The sequence below is a fragment of the Planomonospora sp. ID67723 genome (assembly GCF_015711605.1).
GTDB lineage: Bacteria > Actinomycetota > Actinomycetes > Streptosporangiales > Streptosporangiaceae > Planomonospora_A.
Genome location: NZ_JABTEZ010000004.1, coordinates 513422 through 535268 on the forward strand (window position 1 = coordinate 513422; position 21847 = coordinate 535268).

General features: G+C 71.5%; 21 protein-coding genes. 10 read left to right on the forward strand and 11 right to left on the reverse strand.

From position 1 onward, the window contains the following. Positions 1-85 precede the first annotated feature (85 nt). Positions 86-850, forward strand: a complete 765-nt coding sequence (locus HS041_RS29085; protein WP_196444019.1) for a TSUP family transporter — start codon at positions 86-88, stop codon at positions 848-850. 20 nt (positions 851-870) lie between these two features. Here the strand turns inward: HS041_RS29085 and HS041_RS29090 are convergent, their stop codons facing one another. Next, the gene (locus HS041_RS29090; protein WP_230879840.1) at positions 871-2106 is read right to left on the reverse strand and encodes an MFS transporter; all 1236 of its coding nucleotides are present in this window, start codon (positions 2104-2106) and stop codon (positions 871-873) included. A gap of 165 nt (positions 2107-2271) precedes the next feature. Further along, positions 2272-3030, reverse strand: coding sequence for a DeoR/GlpR family DNA-binding transcription regulator (locus HS041_RS29095; protein ID WP_230879841.1), 759 nt, complete (start codon positions 3028-3030; stop codon positions 2272-2274). A gap of 56 nt (positions 3031-3086) precedes the next feature. Here HS041_RS29095 and HS041_RS29100 point away from each other — a divergent pair, with 56 nt between their 5' ends. After that, positions 3087-4079: a helix-turn-helix transcriptional regulator gene (locus tag HS041_RS29100; RefSeq protein ID WP_196444020.1), complete on the forward strand. Its 993-nt coding sequence runs from the start codon at positions 3087-3089 to the stop codon at positions 4077-4079. Positions 4080-4173: 94 nt separating this feature from the next. Here HS041_RS29100 and HS041_RS29105 read toward each other — a convergent pair whose 3' ends face one another. Further along, complete coding sequence (locus tag HS041_RS29105; RefSeq protein ID WP_196444021.1) at positions 4174-4524, reverse strand: RICIN domain-containing protein; 351 nt, start codon at positions 4522-4524, stop codon at positions 4174-4176. Between HS041_RS29105 and HS041_RS29110 the strand changes: the two genes are divergently transcribed. The 4 genes from HS041_RS29110 to HS041_RS29125 all read left to right on the forward strand — a co-directional run bounded on the left by HS041_RS29110 (position 4501) and on the right by HS041_RS29125 (position 7554). After that, positions 4501-5448: a tetratricopeptide repeat protein gene (locus HS041_RS29110; protein WP_196444022.1), complete on the forward strand. Its 948-nt coding sequence runs from the start codon at positions 4501-4503 to the stop codon at positions 5446-5448. The two genes, HS041_RS29105 and HS041_RS29110, sit on opposite strands and share 24 nt — an antisense overlap. Positions 5449-5664: 216 nt before the next feature. Beyond that, the gene (locus HS041_RS29115) at positions 5665-6297 is read left to right on the forward strand and encodes a LysE family translocator (protein ID WP_196444023.1); all 633 of its coding nucleotides are present in this window, start codon (positions 5665-5667) and stop codon (positions 6295-6297) included. Next, the gene (locus HS041_RS29120; protein ID WP_196444024.1) at positions 6294-7037 is read left to right on the forward strand and encodes an alpha/beta fold hydrolase; all 744 of its coding nucleotides are present in this window, start codon (positions 6294-6296) and stop codon (positions 7035-7037) included. Before HS041_RS29115 ends, HS041_RS29120 begins: the two co-directional genes overlap by 4 nt. Before the next feature lie 40 nt (positions 7038-7077). Then, the gene (locus HS041_RS29125; RefSeq protein ID WP_196444025.1) at positions 7078-7554 is read left to right on the forward strand and encodes a pyridoxamine 5'-phosphate oxidase family protein; all 477 of its coding nucleotides are present in this window, start codon (positions 7078-7080) and stop codon (positions 7552-7554) included. 101 nt (positions 7555-7655) lie between these two features. On the opposite strand, the gene HS041_RS29130 is transcribed toward HS041_RS29125, so the two are convergent. The 3 genes from HS041_RS29130 to HS041_RS29140 form a co-directional block, all read right to left on the reverse strand. Next, entirely contained in the window at positions 7656-8822 is a 1167-nt protein-coding gene (locus tag HS041_RS29130) for an MFS transporter (RefSeq protein ID WP_196444026.1), read from the reverse strand. Between the two features lie 117 nt (positions 8823-8939). After that, positions 8940-9713 (reverse strand): SDR family NAD(P)-dependent oxidoreductase, encoded by a 774-nt coding sequence (locus tag HS041_RS29135; protein ID WP_196444027.1) that lies wholly within the window; start codon positions 9711-9713, stop codon positions 8940-8942. A gap of 25 nt (positions 9714-9738) precedes the next feature. Further along, on the reverse strand, positions 9739-10209 hold the full coding sequence (locus HS041_RS29140) for a MarR family winged helix-turn-helix transcriptional regulator (RefSeq protein ID WP_196444028.1): 471 nt from the start codon (positions 10207-10209) through the stop codon (positions 9739-9741). Positions 10210-10328: 119 nt separating this feature from the next. On the opposite strand from HS041_RS29140, the gene HS041_RS29145 reads away from it, so the two are divergent. The 4 genes from HS041_RS29145 to HS041_RS29160 all read left to right on the forward strand — a co-directional run bounded on the left by HS041_RS29145 (position 10329) and on the right by HS041_RS29160 (position 16542). Next, positions 10329-13571, forward strand: a complete 3243-nt coding sequence (locus tag HS041_RS29145) for an efflux RND transporter permease subunit (protein WP_196444029.1) — start codon at positions 10329-10331, stop codon at positions 13569-13571. A gap of 192 nt (positions 13572-13763) precedes the next feature. Further along, entirely contained in the window at positions 13764-14201 is a 438-nt protein-coding gene (gene ybiA, locus HS041_RS29150) for a riboflavin biosynthesis intermediates N-glycosidase (RefSeq protein WP_196444030.1), read from the forward strand. A gap of 163 nt (positions 14202-14364) precedes the next feature. Beyond that, positions 14365-15795, forward strand: coding sequence for an adenylosuccinate lyase (gene purB / locus HS041_RS29155; protein ID WP_196444031.1), 1431 nt, complete (start codon positions 14365-14367; stop codon positions 15793-15795). A gap of 6 nt (positions 15796-15801) precedes the next feature. Beyond that, positions 15802-16542 (forward strand): GNAT family N-acetyltransferase, encoded by a 741-nt coding sequence (locus tag HS041_RS29160; protein WP_196444032.1) that lies wholly within the window; start codon positions 15802-15804, stop codon positions 16540-16542. Positions 16543-16620: 78 nt separating this feature from the next. On the opposite strand, the gene HS041_RS29165 is transcribed toward HS041_RS29160, so the two are convergent. The 5 genes from HS041_RS29165 to HS041_RS40225 form a co-directional block, all read right to left on the reverse strand. Next, entirely contained in the window at positions 16621-17427 is an 807-nt protein-coding gene (locus tag HS041_RS29165; protein ID WP_307845502.1) for an ion transporter, read from the reverse strand. Positions 17428-17783: 356 nt separating this feature from the next. Continuing rightward, entirely contained in the window at positions 17784-19055 is a 1272-nt protein-coding gene (locus HS041_RS29170; protein ID WP_196444034.1) for a cytochrome P450, read from the reverse strand. 1 nt (position 19056) lies between these two features. Then, positions 19057-19257, reverse strand: coding sequence for a ferredoxin (locus HS041_RS29175; RefSeq protein WP_196444035.1), 201 nt, complete (start codon positions 19255-19257; stop codon positions 19057-19059). Then, positions 19254-19871, reverse strand: a complete 618-nt coding sequence (locus HS041_RS29180; protein WP_196444036.1) for a TetR/AcrR family transcriptional regulator — start codon at positions 19869-19871, stop codon at positions 19254-19256. Before HS041_RS29180 ends, HS041_RS29175 begins: the two co-directional genes overlap by 4 nt. 265 nt (positions 19872-20136) lie before the next feature. Continuing rightward, positions 20137-21576: an ankyrin repeat domain-containing protein gene (locus tag HS041_RS40225; RefSeq protein WP_196444037.1), complete on the reverse strand. Its 1440-nt coding sequence runs from the start codon at positions 21574-21576 to the stop codon at positions 20137-20139. Positions 21577-21847: the final 271 nt, after the last annotated feature.

Below are 21847 nucleotides of genomic sequence, written 5' to 3' on the forward strand. Positions count from 1 at the left end.
GAGGGAGCGCCGCCCCGCCGGGTCCCGAGGCGGCGTCGCCCCGCCGGTACGCTCTGCCTGGCGATCGGATCGTTTCGGGGGATATATGGATATGGCGGAGGTCGCGCTGCTGCTGGTGGCCGCAGCCGGGGCGGGGTGGATCGACGCTGTGGTCGGCGGGGGAGGACTGCTTCAGTTGCCCGCGCTGTTCTTGGCGGGAGTGCCGTCGGTGCAGGCGCTGGCCACCAACAAGCTCGCCTCCGTCTTCGGCACGGCCTCCGCCGCCGTCACCTACGCCGTCACCACGAAGATCGACAAACGGGTCGCGATCCCCGCGGGGCTGGCCGCGCTGGCCTCCGCCGGGCTCGGCGCCTCGGCCGCGGCGGCGATCTCGCGGGACGCGCTGATCCCTCTGGTCATGGCGGCGCTGGTGGTGGTGGCGTTGTTCGTCACCCTCCGCCCGGCTTTCGGGGTCCATCCCGAGCCCCATCTGGGAACCCGTGCCCGGACTCTGGCCGCGATCGCCGTGACCGGTGTCGCGATCGCCTTCTACGACGGCATCCTCGGCCCCGGTACCGGCACCTTCCTGATCATTGCGTTCACCACGCTCCTCGGCATGGACTTCGTGGGGGGATCCGCTCACTCGAAGATCATCAACTCCTGTACGAACCTCGGCGCACTGCTGGTCTTCGCCTACCAGGGGCACGTGCTGTGGCTCCTCGGGCTGGGCATGGCCGCCTGCAACGTCGCCGGGGCGCAGCTCGGCGCCCGGATGGCCCTGCGCAAGGGGGCGAAGTTCGTGCGGATCGTCTTGCTCTGCGTGGTAATCGCGATGGTGGCCAAGCTGGGGATCGACCAGACGGGCTCCTGAGCCGCGTCCAGTTAGATGATCTACTTTGTAAAGGACGTGGTCTGGGCATCCTCATCCTCCGAGCCGATGCGGACAGACCCGGCGACAGCGGAGGAAGGCCCGCCGGTGCGCAGGGCCGAGGCCGCCAGCGCCACGAAGAGGGCCAGCAGGGCGGGAATCGCCAACGCCCGGGGAAGGCCCAGCCACTCCGCGGCTCCGCCGATCAGTACAGGGCCGGTGAGGAAGCCCACGTAGCCGAGGCCGGCCACCCGGGCCAGGGCCTGGCCCGCTCGCGCGGGGTCGCGGCGACCCGCGGCGGAGAAGACCTGCGGGACGATGCAGGACAGACCTGCCCCGAAGCAGGCGAAGCCGATCACCCCGGCGATCGGCCGGTCGACGAGCAGGGCGGTGCCGAGGCCGGCGGCGGCCAGGACGCCGCATCCGCGGACCAGGACGACCGGGCCGAGCAGAGCGGTGAGGCGGTCGCCTGCGAGGCGCCCGGCGGTCATCATGGCGGAGAAGGCGGCGTAGGCGGCCGCGGCGAGCCATTCCGGGCTGTCCAGGTCCTCGCGGAGGTAGACCGAGCTCCAGTCGGCGGCCGCGCCCTCGCCGATCATGCAGCAGAACGCGAGGACGCCCAGGAGCAGCACGCCGCGCCCGCCTCCGGGACCGCCGGTCTTCTCCTGCGGGCCGGCTCCGGCCTCCGGGGCGAGGGCCCAGCGTGAGGCCCACAGTGCCATGACCGCGATGGCGGCGGCGACGACGAGGAAGGTGGCGGCGGGGGTGAGCGCGGCAGTCGCGAGCAGGCCGCCGGTGGCGGCGCCGAGGAAGCCGCCGATGCTGAACACCGCGTGGAAGGACGACATGATCGGTCGTTGCGCGGCGCGCTCGACCTCGACGGCGTTGGCGTTCATCGCCACGTCGAGGGTGCCGTGGACGGCGCCGAAGGCGAACAGGGAGAGAGTGAGGGTGGCCAGGTTCGGGGCGAGGGCCGGTAGGACCAGCGCCGGGCTCTGCGCGAAGGCCATCGGGACCATCACCCTGACACTGCCGAAGCGGTCGACCAGACGGCCCACCACCTGCATGCCGGTGATGGCCCCGGCGGCGATGCCGAGCAGGCCGACGCTGAGCTGGCCGTCGCCGAGCCCGAGCTCCTGCTTGATCGTCGGGATGCGGGCCGTCCACGTGCCGATCGCCGTTCCGGAGAGCAGGAACAGCAGGTAGACCGCGACCGTGCCGCGCCGCAGCGCGGCACGGTCGCCAAGGATGAGGGTCAAGGGGGTCTCCAAAGGTGGTGGCCGGGAACGGGGCGCCGGGGCGGTGTGACAGAGAGGGCCGGCCTCGGCTGCGGACCGCGTGAGGTGGCCGGGCCGATGCTCCTGAGGCCCGGTTCGGGGGCGGGGACGGTGCACCCGCTGGACCCGCGCCGATGGTGGTGCGGGTCAGACGGTTCGGACGGCGACGCCGGCGGCGGTGAGGGCGTCGCGCTCGGAGGAGGGAAGCCCGGAGTCGGTGACGACCAGGTCGAGGCGGTCCAGGGAGCAGACGGCACCGAAGGCGGTGCGGGTGAACTTGGCGGAGTCGGCGGCCGCGATGACGCGGCGGGCGGAGGCGATGGCGGCCTGTTTGACGGCGACCTCCGCCAGATCGTGGGTGGTCAGGCCGTGCTCGGCGGACAGTCCGCAGCAGCCGATGACGGCGGTGTCGAAGCGCAGGGACCGGATGGAGCCCTCGGTCAGCGGGCCGGTGAAGTTGAGCTCGCCCGGCCGGACCTCGCCGCCGGGCAGGACCAGGCGGATGCGCGGGGCCGTACCGAGCTCGTGGGCGGAGCGCAGGGAGAGCGGCAGGACCGTCAGGCGGCGGTGGCGGATCGCGCGGGCGATCTCCAGGGCGGTGGTGCCGGAGTCCAGCAGGACGGCTTCACCGTCGGCGAGCAGCTCCGCGACCTCGGCGGCGATCCGCTGCTTGGCCTCCACCGCCTCGCGCTCCCGCACTTCGAAGGGGGGTTCCTCGCCCCGCAGCAGCAGGCTCACCGCGCCGCCGCGGACCCGCCTGACCACGCCCTGGCGGGCGAGCTCGTCGAGGTCGCGGCGGATGGTCATCTCCGAGACCGCGTGCTGCAGGGCGAGCTCCGCCACCGAGACGGCGTCGTGAGCGCGCAGGGCGGACATGATCGCCCGCAACCGGTCAGAACTTTCCATGTGTTCATTTGAACATGATGCATGTGAGAAAAGCAATCTGCGGGAGACTCGGGGGCATGCGCGCGAGTCGGCTGCTCTCACTCCTGATGCTCCTGCAGACCCGGGGGCGGGTGACCGCCGCCGAGCTCTCGCGGGAGCTGGAGGTCTCGGTCCGGACCGTCTACCGGGACGTGGAGGCGTTGTCGTCGGCAGGAGTGCCGGTCTACGCCGACCGGGGGCCCGCCGGCGGTTACCGGCTTCTGGACGGCTACCGCACCCGGCTCAACGGGCTGACCGCCGAAGAGGCCTCCTCGCTGTTCCTGGCCGGGCTGCCCGGCCCGGCGGCCGAGCTCGGACTGGGGGAGGTCGTCGCCGCCGCCGAGCTCAAGCTGCTGGCCGCGCTGCCGCCGGAGCCGCGCCTCCACGCCGCCCGGATGCGCGAGCGCTTCCACCTGGACGTCCCGGGGTGGTACCGCGGCACCGACGAGGTGCCGTTCCTGTCGGAGGTCGCCGAGGCGGTCTGGGAGCAGCGGCCGCTGCGCATGACCTACCGCCGCTGGGGGCCGAAGGACGTGGAGCGCCTGGCCCATCCGTACGGGCTGGTCCTCAAGGGCGGGTCGTGGTACATGGTGGCCGCCGTCGATGGCGGGGCGCCGCGCACCTACCGGGTCGCGCGGATCGTGACCGTGGAAGTGCTCGACGGCCGGTTCGATCGGCCGGACGACTTCGACCTGGCGGACTTCTGGACGCGCTACGCCGCGGAGTTCCGCGAGCGCATGTACACCGCGGAGGCGCTGGTGAGGCTGGCGCCCGGAGCCGGGGGCCTGCTGCGCGTCACGGTCGGTGACGACGCCGCCGACGCCGCGCTGGCCGGGGCGGAGCCGCCCGACGAGCGGGGCTGGACGACCGTGCGCCTGCCGATCGAGTCTGTCCGGCACGCCCGCTGGCTCCTGCTGCGGATGGGAGCCGATGTCGAGGTCCTGGAACCGGCCGAGCTGCGCGCCCTGATGATCGAGGCGGTCGCCCGGCTCGGCGAGCTGTACGACGGAGGCTCCGAACCGCCCTCGTGACGGTATCCCGGCGTGGCGGGGTGTGGGGCGGGCTGTGCCCGGGCGGATCAGCCCGGGCACAGCGTTTACGTGTCACCGGTGCCTGGAACCGGCGTCAGGCCCTCTGGAGAAGGAACTCCTGGGAGCTCCAGCTCCAGTTCGGGCACTGATACTGCCTGATCGGCACCAGGTCTCCCGTGGTGGGATAGTTGGCGGTGAGGCACCAGCCGTTGTACGAGGGCTTGATCCTGAACCGGCCGTTGCCGGCTTCCTCGACGTGGAACTGCTGCTGCCACCCGGAGTGGCACGACCAGATCTGGAGCTGCTCGCCGCCGTTGCTGGTGCCGTTCGTGACGTCGAGGCACCGCTGCATGTCGGTGTATCGAGGGTGGATCCACCATGCCTGCCGGTTGTTGATGACTTCGGCCTTTCTGAAGACGAAGTGCTGGTTCCACTCAACCCGCACCGCGACCCGGTGGCGGTAGCCGATCCGGCACCGGATGTGACATTCGGCGACGTGCCTGACCGCGATCGGGCGATGGAGTGGTTCACCGCCGAGCACCACAATCTGCTCGCAGCCGTGCACCAGGCGAGCCGCTCGGGATTCGACGTCCACGCATGGCAACTGGCCTGGGCCATGACTGATTTCCTGGACCGCCGGGGACACTGGCGCGACCGGGTGACCACCCAGCACACGGCCCTGGAGGCGGCCCGGCGCCTCGGCGACCATCTGGGCCAGATCAGGGTACTGCGCTCTCTGGGCAGCGCCTGCACCTCCCTCGGCCGCCGCGACGAGGCGCGTATCCACCTGCAGGAGGCGCTGGAGCTGGCCTCCCGACACGGTGACGACTCCACCCGCGCCAATGTGCACCTCAACCTCGCTCTGGTGCTGGAAGGCCAGGGCGACTATCGAGCGGCGCTGGAAAACGCATCACAAGCCTTGGAACTTTTCCGATCAGCGGGTCATGCCACCGGACAGGCCAACGCCCTCAACATGATCGGCTGGTGCCACAGCCGCCTCGGTAACCACACCGATGCCCTCGTGGCCGGTGAGCAAGGCCTCGCCATGCAGCGGCAGGTCGACTGCCTGTACGGCCAAGCATGTACCCTCGACAGCCTCGGCTACGCCCATCACCACCTGGGCCGTTTCGACCGAGCCATCGACTGCTACGAGCAGGCGTACGTCCTGCTCCAGGAACTGGGCAAGTGCTCGATGCAAGCGACGCTCCTGACCCATCTGGGTGAGACACACGCCGCGGCCGGCGATGAGGAAAGGGCGCAGGAACGCTGGCAGGCCGCGCTGATGCTCCTCGACCAACTCGACAGCGCAGACACAGCGGCCCTCAAAGAATGGATCAACCGTCTCCGCAGCAGCAACCCCGTCGCATAGGGACAGCTTCCAACCTTGCTTTCCGCCTGGCGATGGGTGGTTCTCGACGCGCGGTGGCCGCCGCTACGAGCCGTGCTCTCGCCGAACTCATCCCGCCAGGCATCGGCCGGCCTGGTGGCGTTCGGTCGGAATGTGCCCCGGGGAGGCCGGGCCGGTCGGTCTCCGGGCGCGGGAAACCCGTTGCGGTCGCCGTACCAGAGCGGTGACGATGTCGTGATGCTCCTCGTCGCCTTCGTCGGCTCGTGCTTCCTGCTCGCGATGATCCCGGGTGTCAGCACGGCCGTGATCCTCCGCCAGACCCTGTGTGCCGGAAGGGGGCCGGGCATGGCCGCCACGCTCGGCAACGAGACCGGCATCCTGCTGTGGGCTCTGGCTGCGGCCTTCGGGCTGTCGGCGCTGGTCCTGGCCTCGGAGGTCGCCTACGAGGTGATGCGGATCCTCGGCGCGGGCTTCCTGGTCGTGATGGGCGTCCAGTCGATCCGGCGGGCGCGTGGGGGACGGGCGGCGCAGGCGGGACCGGAGAAGGAGAGGCCCGGCCCGGTCACGGAGGGCTGGCGCCGTTCCTACCTGCTGGGGTTCAGCACGTGCCTGGCCAACCCCAAGGCCGCGGTGTTCGCCATGTCGTTCCTGCCGCAGTTCGTGCCCGAGGGGGCGGACGTGCCGCTCACCCTGGCCCTGCTCGCGGTGGTCTGGGTGCTGGTGGACACGGTCTGGTACGGCCTGTTCATCTGGACGGTGGGACGGGCCCGGATGGTCTTCGGCCGGCCCGCGGTACGGTACCGCCTGGAGCAGGTCTCCGGTGCCGTGCTGATCGGCCTGGGCGTGCGACTGGCGGTGGAGGCGCGATGACGATCATGTTCGATGACGGGGGCAGCGGGAGCCCGGTGGTGCTGCTGCACTCCAGTACCGCCGATTCGCGGATGTGGGACCCGCAGTGGGAGGTCCTGACCGGCCGCTTCCGGGTCGTCCGGCCGGACCTGCGGGGGTACGGCCGCACGCCGTACGCGGCGGACAGGCCCTACTCCGACAGCGGCGACGTCGCCGAGCTGCTCGCCGCGATCGAGGTGGAGCGGGCCGTGCTGGTGGGCTCCTCCCACGGCGCGGGGGTCGCGCTGGAGCTGGCCGCCGCCCACCCGGGGCTGGTCTCCCGCCTGGTGCTGCTCAATCCCGGCTCCGGGCTGAAGGCCACCCCCGACCTGAAGGCGTTCGGCGCGGAGGAGAACCGGCTGCTGGAGGCGGGGGAGATCGAGGCGGCGGTCGAGTTGAACGTCCGGACCTGGCTCGGCCCGGAGGCCGGCGAGGAGGTCAGGGCCCGGCTGGCGGAGATGCAGCGCCACGCCTTCCAGGTGCAGCTCGCCGCCGACCCTGAACCCTCGCAGCTGGAGGGCGAGGTCGACCTGGCGAAGGTGGAGGCGCCCGCGCTGGTGGTCTCCGGCGCCCATGATCTGCCCTACTTCCAGTTGTCGGCCCGGCGGGTGGCGGCGGAGCTGCCCTCGGCCCGGCTGGTGGAACTGCCGTGGGCGGGCCATCTGCCCAGCATGGAGCGGCCTGAGGAGATCACGGCTCTGATCCTCGAGTTCATCGGCTGATTCCGCGGAATCTGTCGGTGGGCGGGTACACGATGTCCCCATGGCTTCGTGGCAGGAGATCGAGAAGGAAGAGCCCGAGTTCGCGGGCAGGGTGCGCGAGCTGTTCGACGCCCACCGGCACAAGACGATGGCCACCCTCAGGAAGGACGGCTCTCCGCGCATCAGCGGGACGGAGGCGCAGTTCAAGGACGGGGAGCTGTGGCTGGGGTCCATGCCGGGAGCGATGAAGGCGAAGGACCTGCGGCGGGATCCGCGGGTCGCCCTGCACAGCGCGTCGGAGGATCCCGACGACGCGGATCCGGCGGCGTGGGCAGGGGACGCGAAACTCGCCGGCCGGGCGGTGGAGGTGACCGATCCGGAGGTGCTGGAGCGGCTCGGCCTGCCGGGGGAGGGGGCGCACCTGTTCCGGATCGAGGTGGCCGAGGTGGTCCGAACCTTCGTGGCCCCGGGCGGGACGCACCTGGTCATCCAGATGTGGCACGAGGGCCGGGGGCTTCACGAGATTCGCCGCGAGTGACGGGACCAGCGTTGTTGATCTACAACGTAAAGGCGTTTGCTTGTTTCAAGACCAAATAGAAGCCACCAGCAGGACCAGAGCAGCAGAAGCCGAGTCGCGTCTCATCGGGCCAGCACCTGCCGGGGGCGGAGGGCGCCGGCGGAGGCCGCCATGAAGGCGGCCAGGGCGACGGGGACGGCGAGGGCGGCGGGCAGGCCGACCAGCTCGGAGACGCCGCCGATGATCGCGGGGCCGGCGAGGAGTCCGGCATAGCCGACGGTGGCGACCTGGGCGATGGCCTGCCCGGCGCGGGCGGGATCGTGGTTCCCCGCGGCGGAGAAGACCTGGGGCACGATCGTGGCCAGGCCGAGGCCGAACAGGGCGAAACCGGCGATGGCGACGGGGACGGTGCCGACGAGCAGGGCGGCGCCGAGGCCGAGGGTGGCGACGACGCCGGAGACGCGGACGAGCCGGACGGGGCCGTGGCGCAGGGCCAGGCGATCCCCGGCGAAGCGGCCGACGGTCATGGCGGTGGAGAAGACGGCGAAGCCCAGGGCGGCGACGGTCTCGGAGGCGTGGAGGTCCTCGAAGAGGTAGACGGAGGTCCAGTCGACGGCGGCGCCTTCGCCGACGAGCCCGGCGAAGGCGACGACGCCCATGAGGACGATCCAGCCGCTCCAGGGGGCGCGGCCGGTGGTGGCGGAGGCGCGGGGGGCGCGGGTGGCCGGTAGCAGGTGGCGTCCGGCGTAGAGGGAGAGCAGGACGAGAGGGACGGCGGTGGCGATGAGGGTGATGCCGGCGCTGAGGCCGAGGAAGGCGAAGAGTCCGCCGATGCCGGCGCCGATGAGCCCGCCGATGCTGAACATGCCGTGGAAGGAGGACATGATGGGGCGGCCGTGGGCCCGTTCGACTTCGACGCCGTGGGCGTTCATGGAGACGTCGAGTGAGGCGTTGATCAGGCCGTAGAGGAAGAGCACGGCGATGAGGAGGGGGAGGCTGGGGGCGTAGCCGGCGGGGATGATGGCCAGGGCGGTGCCGATGCCCGCGGGGACGATGACGCGGGTGCTGCCGAGGTGGTCGGTGAGGCGGCCGGCGAAGCGCATGCCGACAACGAGCCCGCCGGCGGCGGCCAGGAGTCCGTAGCTGAGCTGGCCGTCGGTGAGGGCGAGACTGTTCTTGACGGCGGGGATGCGGGCGGCCCACACGCCGGAGACGGTGCCGAGCAGGATGAAGAAGTAGGACACGGCGCGGCGGGCGTTGACGGCCTGCTGGGTCGTGGTGGTGCTCATGTTCGTCCCCGGGGGTGGTGATCGGCTGGGAGTCGTCATTCAATCATCGGGCGGGTCGCCGGGTGCCCGGTGGGTTTCCGGTCCGGGTTCCCCTTCGGAGGGAGGGGCCGGGGAGGTTCAGTGGACCGAGAAACCGCCGTCGGCGCAGATGGTCTGGCCGGTGATGCAGGCGCCGGCGGGGCTCGCGAGGAGGACGGCGAGGCCGGCGAAGTCGGCGGGCAGGCCGTTGCGGCCTGTCATGGCGCGGGCGGCGAGGGCTTCGACGCGCCCGGGGACGGCCTGGGCCGGCTCGGTGAGGGGCGTGAGGACGAAGCCCGGGATGATGGTGTTGCTGGTGACGCCGGAGGCGGACCAGGCCTCGGCCTGGGAGCGGGACAGGCCGGCGATGGCGGCTTTGGAGACGCCGTAGGCGCCACTGTCGCCGAAGGCGCTGATGGACTGCTGGCTTCCTATGTTGATGATGCGCCCCCATCCGCGGGCGGCCATGCGCGGGCCGTGGTGCTGGCCCAGGAGGTAGGGGGCGGTGATGTTGACGGCCATGGTCTGGTCGTAGTCGTCGACGGTGAGGTCGGCCATGGGGCGGCGGATGTTGTTGGCGGCGTCGTTGACCAGGATGTCGATTTCGCCGTGGTGGGTGGCGGCTTGTTCGCACAGGCGGGCGACATCGGCGCGGTCGCCGAGATCGGCGCTGACGGCGGCGGCCTGGACGCCGTGGCGGCGCAGGTTCTCGACGGCGGTCGCGAGGGGCCCTGGGCGGCGGGCGGCGATGACGACGCGGGCGCCGGCGCGGCCGAGGGCTTCGGCGATGGCGTAGCCGATGCCGGAGCTGCCGCCGGTGACCAGAGCGGTGCGGCCGGTGAGGGAGAAGAGGTCATCGAGATATCCGGGCATAGCCCTTAATCCTATCATCCCACCTTTACCGAGGTGGATCTTCCCCGAGGTCGGCGACGGTGACCTGGATCTCGCCGAGGACGGTGCACAGGTCGTGCAGGAGGCGGGTGTCGAGGCGTTCGAGCAGACGGCGGAAGTCGTCGATGCCCGCCTCGGAGATGCGTTCGAGGAGGACGTGCCCCTCGGGAGTGAGTTCCACGCGGCGCACGCGGCGGTCGTTGGGGTCCTCGCGGCGGGTGACGAGGCCGTGGCCGATCAGGCGGTCGACGATGCCGGTGACGGTGCCCAGGCCGACGTCGAGGTGGTGGGCGATGTCCTGTCCGGAGGCGGATTCGCGGAAGGCCAGGAACATGATGACCTTGAGCTGGCGCATGGTGAGGTTGGAGTCGAGGAGGGGGGAGGAGTGCTGGCGGCTTTCGGCGAGGAATCGGCCCAGGTCGCGCTGTATCTGTCCGATCCGGTCGATCAGCCGGTCGCGTTCGTCGTCCACACTCACCCCTCGCTTCCTGAGAAGGTTATCAGGATTGTAAGACGCCATTAAATATTCGTGTGAGGCGAAGTGTTAGTCTTGTGCGAAATTTACTGTGACGTCCCCGGCCCTAGGAGTCCGTCCCGATGACCGCCCTGGCCAGGTTGAGCCTCGCCAACCGCAGCCTCGTCATAATGATCGCGCTGGTGTTGAGCGCGTTCGGCGCCTTCGCGATCCCGTCGCTGAAGCAGCAACTGCTGCCCTCGCTCTCGTTCCCCGGGGCGTTCGTGGTGGCCCCGTACCTCGGCGCCTCCCCCGAGATCGTCGAGGAGCAGGTCACCAAGCCGATCGAGGACAGCTTCCAGGGCATCGAGGGGATCACCGAGGTGACCTCCACCTCCAGGGAGGGGATGTCGCAGGTCCAGGCGTCCTTCGAGTACGGCACCGACATCGAGGCCGCGGTCGGCAAGATGCAGCAGGCGGTCTCCCGCATCGAGGCCCAGCTGCCCGAGGGGGTCGACCCGCAGGTGCTGGCGGGCGGCACCGACGACATCCCGGTCATGGTGCTCGCGGTCGGCGACGGCGGGGACGCCCGGGCGATGGCCGACAAGCTCGAACGGATCATGGTTCCGGAGCTGCGGGGCATCGAGGGCGTCAGCGAGGTGACGGTGACCGGCGTTCGTGAGGAGAACGTCGTCATCACCCCGGACCTCAAGAAGCTCGCCCTGCGCGGCCTGCAGCCGACCGCGATCGCGGAGGCGCTGCGGGCCAACGGCCAGCCGATCCCCGCCGGCAGCTTCACCGAGGACAACATGTCGCTGACCGTGCAGGTCGGCAGCAGGATCGACTCGATCGAGGAACTGCGGGACCTCTACCTCGCCCCGGCGGCCCAGGCCCAGCAGAACCCGGCCGCCCAGGCACAGCAGGGCCGCCAGGCGCCCGGCCGTACGGCGGCGCAGCAGCAGCCCCAGCAGCGGCCCGCGGCCGCACCCGAGCCGGTCAGGCTCGGCGACGTGGCGGAGGTGGAGCGCGAGCCGGCGGCGGCGACCTCGCTGACCCGCACCAACGGCGAGCCCAGCCTGGGCGTGTCGATCACGATGTCGCCCGACGGCAACGCGGTGGCGATCTCGCACGCGGTGGAGGAGAAGAAGGCGGAGATCGTCCGCGCGCTCGGCGACGCCGCGGAGGTGACGGTCATCTTCGACCAGGCGCCCTACGTGGAGCGCTCGATCGAGGACCTGACGACCGAGGGGCTGCTCGGCCTGGCCTTCGCGGTGCTGGTCATCCTCGTGTTCCTGCTGTCGCTGCGTTCCACGCTGGTGACGGCGGTGTCGATCCCGCTCTCGGTGGTGATCGCGCTGATCGCGCTGTGGCTGGGCGACTACTCGCTGAACATGCTGACGCTGGGCGCACTGACCATCGCGGTCGGCCGCGTGGTGGACGACTCGATCGTGGTCCTGGAGAACATCAAGCGGCACCTGGGGTACGGCGAGGCCAAGCGTGACGCCGTGCTGGCCGGTGTGCGCGAGGTGAGCGGCGCGGTGACGGCCTCGACGCTGACGACGGTGGCGGTGTTCGCGCCCATCGCCGTGGTCGGCGGCATGGTGGGCCAGCTGTTCGCGCCGTTCGCGATCACGGTGACGGTGGCGCTGCTGGCCTCGCTGCTGGTCTCGCTGACGGTGATCCCGGTGCTGGCGTACTGGTTCCTGAAGGCCCCGGTGCTCAGCCCGGAGCAGGCCCGCGCGGTCCGCGAGGAGGCCGAGGCCAAGGAACTGCGCAGCCCGCTGCAGCGCGCCTACCTGCCGGTGCTGCGGTTCGCGACCCGGCGGCGCCTGGTGACGGTGCTGATCGGCATCGTGGTGTTCGTCGGCACGCTGGGCCTGGCCGGGCGGCTGGAGACCAACTTCCTGGACTCCTCCGGGCAGAACACCATCTCCATCAGCCAGAAGATGCCGGTCGGGACCGACCTGGCGACCACGGACGCGGCGGCCGAGAAGGTCGAGGAGGTGCTCGCCGGCCTCAAGAGCCAGGGCGTTCAGTCCTATCAGGTCAACGTGGGCGGCGGCGGCGGTTTCATGGGCGGTGCGACGGGCGGCGGCGGCGACCGCGCGTCCTACTCGGTGAGCGTGGCCGAGGGCACCGACACCCCGGCACTGGAGGAGGCGCTGCGCAAGCGTCTGGCCCAGCTGCAGGGCACCGGTGAGATCACCGTGGGCGCGAGCGGCGGCGGCATGGGCGGCGGCTCCACCAACCAGCTGCAGGTGATCGTGCAGGCGCCCGACCTCGCGACGCTGAAGACGGCCGCCGAGACCGTGCGCGGCGCGATGGCCGAGCTGGACGGGCTACGCGACGTCACCTCCAACCTGGCGGCCAGCGCCGAGCGGATCGAGGTCCAGGTGGACCGGGAGAAGGCCGCGGCCAGGGGCCTGAGCGAGGCGGCGATCGGGCAGATCGTCGCGCAGCAGTTCCGCGGCGCGCCACTGGGCGAGATGACGCTGGACGGGCAGGCCGGCGACGTGGTCCTGCGCAGCGGTGACGCGCCGAAGGACGTCGAGGAGATCCGCGAGCTGAAGCTGCCGACCGCGACCGGCCTGGTCGAGCTGGCGGACGTGGCGTCGGTGAAGAAGATCGGGGGGCCCACTCAGGTGACCCGGATCGACGGTGAGCGCAGCGCGACGGTGTCGGGCACGGCCACCGGCAGCGACCTGGGCAGCGTGACGGCGGCGCTGACGGAGAAGCTCAAGGGCCTGTCGCTGCCGGCAGGGGCGTCGTACACCATCGGCGGCGTGAGCGCCGACCAGGCAGAGGCCTTCGGCCAGCTGGGACTGGCGATGCTGGCCGCGATCGCGATCGTCTTCATGATCATGGTGGCGACGTTCCGGAGCTTCGTCCAGCCGCTGATCCTGCTGGTGTCGGTGCCGTTCGCGGCGACCGGCGCGCTCGGGCTGCTGCTGGTCACCGGCACCCCGATGGGCGTCCCGGCGCTGATCGGCATGCTGATGCTGATCGGCATCGTGGTGACCAACGCGATCGTGCTGATCGACCTGATCAACCAGTACCGCGCGCAGGGCCTGGGCATCGTGGAGGCGGTGATCGAAGGCGGGCGCCGCCGCCTGCGGCCGATCCTGATGACCGCGGTGGCGACGATCTTCGCGTTGATCCCGATGGCGCTCGGCCTGACCGGGTCGGGCGGGTTCATCTCCCAGCCCCTCGCCATCGTGGTGATCGGCGGATTGCTGTCGTCGACGCTGCTGACGCTGGTGCTGGTGCCGACCCTGTACGTGATGCTGGAGCGGACCAAGGAGCGGTTGCGCCGCAAGCCGAAGGCCGGTGGGCGGGAGCCCGGGGCCGAGGTCCGCAACCCGGGGGAGCTGGCCCCGGCCAAGTGATCCCTTGACATGCACACGGGCCGTACGGCGCACGCCGCCGTACGGCCCGTGTGCATGTCAGGCCCCATGCGGCCTGCGGAGCCGGGTCGCATGGGGCCGGTGCGCCGAGCCCCGGGACCGGCGGGCAAAACGATTGCGAGGGCCACGGGTCTCTGGCAAAGTGCCGGTTCGGGCAACCCCACCGAGGAATGGATGACGATCTACTTCTACGCCGCCGACGAGGTTCCCTACGGATGCTTCTCGAACTTCTCCGCACACGGCTTCGACCTTGACGGACACTGGTGGCCGACTTCGGAGCACTACTTCCAGGCCTGCAAGTTCGCGGGCACCCGCCACGCCGATGTCATCCGCCGGGCCCGAACCCCCCTGCGCGCCGCCGAACTGGGCCGGGACCCGTCCAGGCCGCTACGGCGGGATTGGGAGCGGGTCAAAGACGACGTGATGCGCCGTGCCGTGGCGGCGAAGTTCCACGCGCACGCCGACATTCGCGCCATCCTGCTGTCCACCGGAGAGCAGGAGATCGTCGAGGACACCACCACCGACCACTACTGGGGGCGCGGCAGGACCGGAACCGGCAAGAACATGCTCGGCCGGATCCTGATGCGCACGCGTCACCGGCTCCGCGCCTAATTCACCGACCCCGTTCACCGATGATCCTCCTCCCGGTGGACCTTCCCGGCCGCGACACCGGACCGCCTCCGGATCCCGGTAGTCGGGCTGAGGACGAGATGCCGCAGGCCACGGGAAGGGGCGGGGCGCACTGCGGGCGACGGCGCCGATAGACTGCGGCAACGTGACTGCCAAGCCGCGTATCCCCAATGTCCTGGCCAGCCGCTACGCCTCCGTGGAGCTGGCCCGCCTGTGGTCCCCCGAATACAAGGTGGTGGCCGAGCGGCGCCTGTGGCTGGCCGTGCTGGCCGCGCAGGCGGAGCTGGGGGTGGAGGTCCCCGCGGGAGTCGTGGCCGACTACGAGAAGGTGCTGGAGCAGGTCGACCTGGGCTCCATCGCCGAGCGCGAGCGCGTCACCCGCCACGACGTCAAGGCCCGCATCGAGGAGTTCAACGCCCTGGCCGGTCACGAGCACGTGCACAAGGGCATGACCTCGCGGGACCTGACCGAGAACGTCGAGCAACTGCAGATCCGCGACAGCCTGCTGCTGGTGCGCGATCGGTGCGTGGCGCTGCTGGCCCGGCTGGCGGCGCTGGCCGCCGAGCACTCGGGCACCGTGATGGCGGGCCGCTCGCACAACGTGGCCGCGCAGTCGACGACGCTGGGCAAGCGGTTCGCCTCGGCCGCCGACGAGCTGCTGGTGGCGTTCGAGCGGCTGGAGGAGCTGATCGCCCGCTACCCGCTGCGCGGGATCAAGGGGCCGGTCGGCACCGCGCAGGACATGCTGGACCTGCTGGGCGGCGACCGCGGCGCCCTGGCGGAGCTGGAGGACCGGGTCGCCGCGCACCTGGGGTTCGCCAACCGCTTCACCAGCGTCGGGCAGGTCTACCCGCGCTCGCTGGACTACGAGGCGGTGACGGCGCTGGTTCAACTGGCCGCCGCGCCGTCGTCGCTGGCCAAGACCATCCGGCTGATGGCCGGGCACGAGCTGGTCACCGAGGGCTTCGCCGAGGGCCAGGTCGGCTCCTCGGCGATGCCGCACAAGATGAACACCCGCTCGTGCGAGCGGGTCAACGGGCTGACGGTGATCCTGCGCGGGTACGCGTCGATGGCCGCCGAGCTCGCCGGGGACCAGTGGAACGAGGGCGATGTGTCGTGCTCGGTGGTGCGCCGGGTGGCACTGCCGGACGCGTTCTTCGCCTTCGACGGGCTGGTGGAGACGATGCTGACGGTCCTGGCCGAGTTCGGCGCGTTCCCCGCGGTGATCGCCGCCGAACTGGACCGGTACCTGCCGTTCCTGGCGACGACGAAGATGCTCATGGCTGCGGTGCGGGCCGGGGTGGGCCGGGAGACCGCGCATGAGCTGATCAAGGAGCACGCGGTGGCGTCCGCGCTGGCGATGCGCGAGCGCGGGGCCGGCAACGAGCTGCTGGAGCGGTTGGCGTCCGACGAGCGGTTCCCGCTGGACCGGGCCGGTCTGGAGGCGCTGCTGGCCGACCGGATCGTGTTCACCGGTGCCGCGGCCGAGCAGGTCGAGGCGGTCGTGGCGCGGGTAGGGGAGATCACCTCCCGCTACCCGCAGGCCGCCGCGTACGTTCCCGGGGCGATCCTGTAGCCGCCCGTGGAACTGAAGACCATCCAGGATGTCGCCACCGCGTCCGGCGACGACGCCGTCATCATGTGGACCGCGCAGGGACTGCGCGCCGGGGTGCGGGCGTGGGCGTCGGACGGGGCCGTGGCGGTGGCCTGCCCTGACCTGAACCGCCGCGACCGCCTGGCCGTGCGCGGCCCCGCGCATCAGGTGGCCGAGCTGGTGCGGCAGGTGCGCCCCGAGCTCGGGCCGTCCTACCGGTTGCTGGGTGAGCGGCCGCTGGTCGCCGAGGTGGTACGGCGGGTGCCGGGAGCGGAGGTCGTGGGGACGTTCGAGTGGATGGACACCGCCGGGAACGGGTCCGGCGGTTCCGGGCGGGACGGCGAGGCCGGTTGGCTGGGCCCCGAATCCGACGCGGAGGTGACGGCCCTGCTGGCCCAGGCGTCTCCGTCGGCGTGGGCGGTTCCGGGATTGACGGGAATCCGCCGGTGGGCGGGGATCCGGGACGCCGCGGGAACGCTGGCGGCCGTGGCCGCCGACGCGTGGTCGACGCCGCGGGTGGGCTTCGTCGCCGGGGTGGCCACCGCCCCCGCCCTCCGGGGCCGCGGCCTGGGCGAGGCGGTGTGCCGGTTCGTGCTCGGTGCGCTGGCCGCCGAGCACGAACGGGTCGCGCTGATGGTCGACACCGACAACCAGAGCGCGATCCGGCTGTACGAGCGGCTGGGCATGCGGATCCGCCCGGTCGCCGCCGCGGCCTTGACCTCGCCGTAGGCCCGGGTCCCGGGTTCGGCCGGGCCGGTGCGGTGCGCTCGTGGAGCGCACCGCCGGTCGCGCACGGGTCCCAGCCGGTCATGCGGTACCCGTTGGGAGCCGGCCGTCGGGGACGACGGGCACGGCCGGTGCGGCCTGGATGGCGTCGATCTTGGCATGCAGACGGGCCAGCTCGGCCAGCACCGTCGCCAGTTGCTCGTCGGTGCGCTCCTCCTCTGAGGAGGTGCTCTGCTCGTCCATGGCGTTGACCACCACGGCGATGAACAGGTTCAGCACCACGAAGGTGGACACCAGGATGTAGCCGATGAAGAACACCCACGCCCAGGGGTGTTCGGCCATCACCGTGCGAGTGATGTCGGACCACGCGTCCCCGGTCATCATCTGGAACAACGTGAACAGCGAGACGGGCAGCTCGGCGAAGTAGGCGGGGGCCGCCTGCCCGAACAGCTCGGTGGCGAGCACGGCCGAGACGTACATGACCAGCACGAGCAGGCCGATGATGGAGGCCATGCCGGGGATGGCCGCCAGCAACGCCGTGACGACCTTGCGCATGCTGGGCACCGCCGAGACCAGCCGCAGCGCCCGCAGGATCCGCAACGCGCGCAGCACCGAGACCGGCCCGGAGGCCGGGATCAGGGCACCGGCCACGATGACGGCGTCGAAATGGTTCCACGGATCTTTGAGGAACGCGCCCCGGTAGGCGTACGCGCGCGCCCCGAGTTCGACGACGAAGACCGCCAGGGTCACCCGGTCGACGGTGTGCAGGATCCCGCCGATGTGATCGGTCAGCACCGCGGAGGTCTCCGCGCCGATGGTCGCGGTGTTGAGGACGATGACGGTGATGAGGGCCCGCTGGAAAAAGCGGGACTCCAGGATGGAACGCACACGTTCACGCCGTGACACGGGGCCGGCTCCCTAAGGGGTGAGGGAATGACTGCGGTGGTGATCGCGGAGGGGGCGGGAGGTCGAGCCGTACGACCGGCGGCGGGAAGCCACTCCCGCCGCCGGCGCTCTACTGCTCTGTGTAATTCAATCACCACGGACAGTTCCCGTCGTGGGCTGACGTCAAGAGGAGGCGTCGACTGGCGTGTCGGCGGCAGCGGACGAGAGCAGCCGCGAGAGCGGTGGAAGAGACGAAGCGGCCGGCGCGGCGCCCGTGCCGGCCGAGCCGCGCCGGCCGCCTCGAAGGGCGAGACCGCGGGGACGCCGTTGACGGGAGAGTGCGGGACGTGCCCGGAGCGTCAGCCGATGCGGAGCGGAAGCGTGCGCGGGCCGCGGACCTGGCCGGCGGACCACGTCACCGCCGTCGGATCGGCGAGGCTGAACGCCGGGACCCGCTCCAGCCAGACCTCGAGGGCGACCCGCAGCTCCATGCGCGCCAGGTGCGAGCCCACGCAGCGGTGGATGCCGAGGCCGAATGCGGCGTGCCGGTTGACCTCGCGATCGATGACGACCTCGCCCGCCCGGTCGAACTGCGCCGGGTCGCGGTTGGCGGCCGGGAACGACAGCAGGACCCAGTCGTCGGCCTTCATGTCGACGCCGTGCCAGTGCATGTCCTCCTTGACCAGCCGGGCCATCGTGACGGGCGCGTAGGCCCGCAGGAACTCCTCCATCGCGGTCGGAAGCAGGCCGGGCTCGCGGACCAGGCGCTCGCGGTCGCCCGGAGTCCTGGCCAGATGCCACAGCGAGGCGCCGATCGCGCTCCAGGTGGTGTCGATCCCGGCGATGAGCAGCAAGGCCATCGTGCCGGCCACGTGGGAGGGGCTGAGCTTGCTGCCGTAGAGCTCGGCGTTGACGAGGTAGGTCGTCAGGTCGTCGCGCGGGTGGTCGAGGTGGTCGCGGATCTGCGCGAGCAGGTAGTCGAACAGCCGGCCCATCCGCGCGATGCGCTCCTCCGGGGGCAGATTGACGCCTTCGAGCGCGTTCTCGATGAACTCGCGGAACCGCGGCGCGTCCTCGGGCGGGAAGCCGAGCATGTCGGCGATGACCCGCATCGGGATGTGCTGGGCGTAGTCGCGGGCGGCGTCGACGACGTGCCGGCCGTCGAATGCGTCGATGAGTGAGTGGCAGAGCGCTCTGGTCGTCGGCTCCCGTTTGGTGACCGCGCTCCTGGTGAACGCCGGCAGCAGCAGCTTGCGCGCGTCGTGGTGGAACGGCGGGTCGGAGGAGATCGGCGGCGTGCCGCCCACCGGCGCTATCTCGCGTGGCGGCCGGAAGTTGCTCATGATGATCGATCGGGAGGAGAAGCGTTCGGTGTCGTAGGCGATCGCCGCGACGTCCTCGTAGCGTGTCGGCAGCCATCCGCCACCGAACCGCTCGGTGCGCGCGATCGGGCAGCGCTGCCGCAGGTCGTCCTGGACGGGGTACGGGTCGGCGGCCCATTCGGGTTCGAGGTGGGAGAAGTCGGTCGCCCAGTCCGCCACCGGGCCGGTGATGATCTCGTTGCGCGTGCCGAAGGGCAGATCTGTCCGCGTCTGCCGGAAGTCGCCCGTGAAACGGTCGTCGACGGTCATGTCACGCCTCCTGGAGGACGTCGATCGCCCGTTCCGGGCAGTTGGACACGGCCAGGCGTGCCGCCTGTTCCTCTCCCGGCGGCACGGCGCCGTCGCCGACGGTCCGCCCGTAGCCCTCGTCGTCCTCGGCGAACAGCTCGGGGGCGAGGTCGTAGCAGCGGCCGTGCCCGTGGCAGCGCTCGGGGTCGATCCGTACTTTCACTGCGGCGCTCCGCTCTGTGCGGTGGTGTCGGCGGGGGCGAGGGCGGTCACGACGCGGGTGAGCAGCGCGGTCCACTCCGCATCGTCGACCGGGTGCAGGTCCGGTGTGACGAGCGCGCCGCCCATCGAGAGCAGGAGGCAGAAGTGGGCCAGCGCGTCCGGTGACAGCGCGGGGTCGAGCTCTCCGCCGGTCTGCGCGGCGCGGACGAGCCCGGCGATCCAGTCGGCGCGTTCACCGACGTAGCCGCGCATCGGCCGGGCGACGTCCTGGTCGCGGCGGGCGGCGACCAGGGCCTCGACGACGAGGTGGCCGGGGGCGTCACGACGGCGGGGCAGCCAGCGGCCGATGACGAGGAGCAGGTCGGTGATGGACCGGTTGGGATCGGCGGCGAACAGGCCGGCGAGCAGCCGCCGCCCGTGCGCGTGCAGCGCGGCCACGAGCAGGTCGGCCTTCGAGCCGAAGTGGGCGTACAGCGCGCCGTTGCTCACACCCGCGGCTGCGGCGATGTCGGCCACACGTGTGCCGTCGTACCCGCGTTGGGCGAAGACGTCGGCGGCCGCGCGCAGCAGTCGCTCGCGTGTTTCGGCGGCGGTGACACCCGCGATGCGTCCCACGCTCAAACTAAAAGACTGTTCATTTGATTCGTCAAGGGGAGGACGTCGTCCGATGCTTCCTGCCGGCCCGTCCGCTTGCCGACCGTGCACCGGCGTGGTCGGCGGCCGAAGCGGAACGCTGCGGAGACGGGCCGCCGTATGACGGAGCGGCGGGTGGCCGCCCAGAACCACGACGGCCGCCGCCGCGTCGGCAACGCCCCGTCCGCCGAGCCGCCACCCAGCCCACTTCGTGGCGGGAGGCCATCGCCTCGCAGATCGCCGGCGTCTACCTCGGATTCCGCAGGTAGGCAGCCACGCGGTGTCTGCCGCCGTACTCGGCCCAGCCGAGCGGGGTCGCGCCGTGCTCGGTGTCCTTGATCGTTGGATCGGCGCCGAGTTCGATCAGTGTCCTGGCCGTCTCCACGTCGTCGTTCCAGGCCGCCCGGTGCAGTGGGGTGGTCCGCCACAGGTGGTTGACGTCGAAGCCGAGACCGGCGAGCAGCCGCACCGCCTCGGGCTTGCGCTGCTCGGCCGCAGTGTTGATCAACTCCGGGGATCGGGCGAGCGCTCGCGCCAGCAGTTCCGCGCCGAACCCGGCCACCGCGTCGGCGTCGGCGCGCATGGAGGCGGCGATGAACGCGTCCATCTCCTCCAGCATCGCCGAGGCGCCTGCCGAGGCGAGGATCTCCGCGACGTCGGTGTGCCCGTTCAGCAGGGCGAGCTCGTAGGGAGTGCGTCCGCCGTACGCCGGATGCCCGCCCAGGCCGTTCACCTCCGCGCCGTGCGCGAGCAGCAGCCGGGCCCGCTGCGGGCCGCCCCGCAGCGCGGCGGTGGCCAGCTCGTCGCGCAGCATCTGCTGCGGGGACTGCAGCGTCGGCCCCAGCCGGGCATGCCACGGCCCGCCCCGGCCGCGGCCCAGGCCGAACTCCAGCAGCAGCCGCAGGTGGGCGGTGTCGTCGGAGAAGGAGCCTCCGAGCCCGAGGTTGTACAGGGTCTGGCCGTCGTTGGGATCCGCTCCGGCCTCCAGCAGCAGCCTGGCCAGCGCCAGTCCCTGCGGATGCGGTGGCTGGTCGCCCTCTCCTCCGCCGAATGCGCCGGTGAGGGCGGTGAACGGCGAGCTCAGCCCGTCCCACAGGAAGCCGGCGTTGGGGTCGGCACCGTGCTCGAGCAGGAGCCGGGCCGCCGCCGCATACCGGCCGGGAGTGCGGAGGCGCGCGTAGGCCAGGTACAGCAGCGGCTCCCATCCGAAAGGGCCGCCCTGCGCCCGGGCGAGGCCCGGATCTCCGGCCAGCGCGTCGGCCAGCGCGTCGGCCGAGCCGGTGGCCGCCATCGTGAAGACGTTCGCGGTGGGCAGCCGGGGATGCCTGGCCAGCAGCAGCTCGGCCTCCGCGACCCGGCCCGGATGGTCGGTGCCGTAGGTGAGGCAGGCAAGCCGCAAGAACTCCTGCGGCAACTCCCGGCTCGGCGCGACCCGGTGCGGCGACCGGGAGTAGCGCTCGACGGTGCCGATGTGCTCTTTCAGCCTGGGCCAGCTCGCGAAGCCGTACATGCGGGCGGTGACGAGCTGTGCGCCGGACAGCTTGAGCGTCTCCGGCGGTCGGGGATGGAACTCGGCGACGAGCCCGAGCGCCTCGGGAGCTCCCGCCTTCGCACGCCGCAGGAGTGTCTTGGCCTGCTTGCGGAGCCGTTCGATGCTGGGATTGTCGGGCAGGCGGTGGATAGGCACCAGGGCCTCCTTTCCGTCTGGCCTGGTGTCCGCATGGTCAGGCCGGAAAAGAGGTCGGGCCGAGTCGTTCGGTGAGAATCAGGTGGGCTCAGCCCTTCCCGCGGACCGGTGGCGCCCTGAGCGCGCCCACCCAGCTTACGCCAGCAGCCGGCCGCCTGCTGAGGGCCTCCGGCCGGAGTCCGCCGGCAGTCCGGCGACAGTGTGACGGCAGTGTGACGGCGGGTGACCCGGTCGGGAAAACCGGGTGCGCAGAGGGGAGCCGACGGGCAAA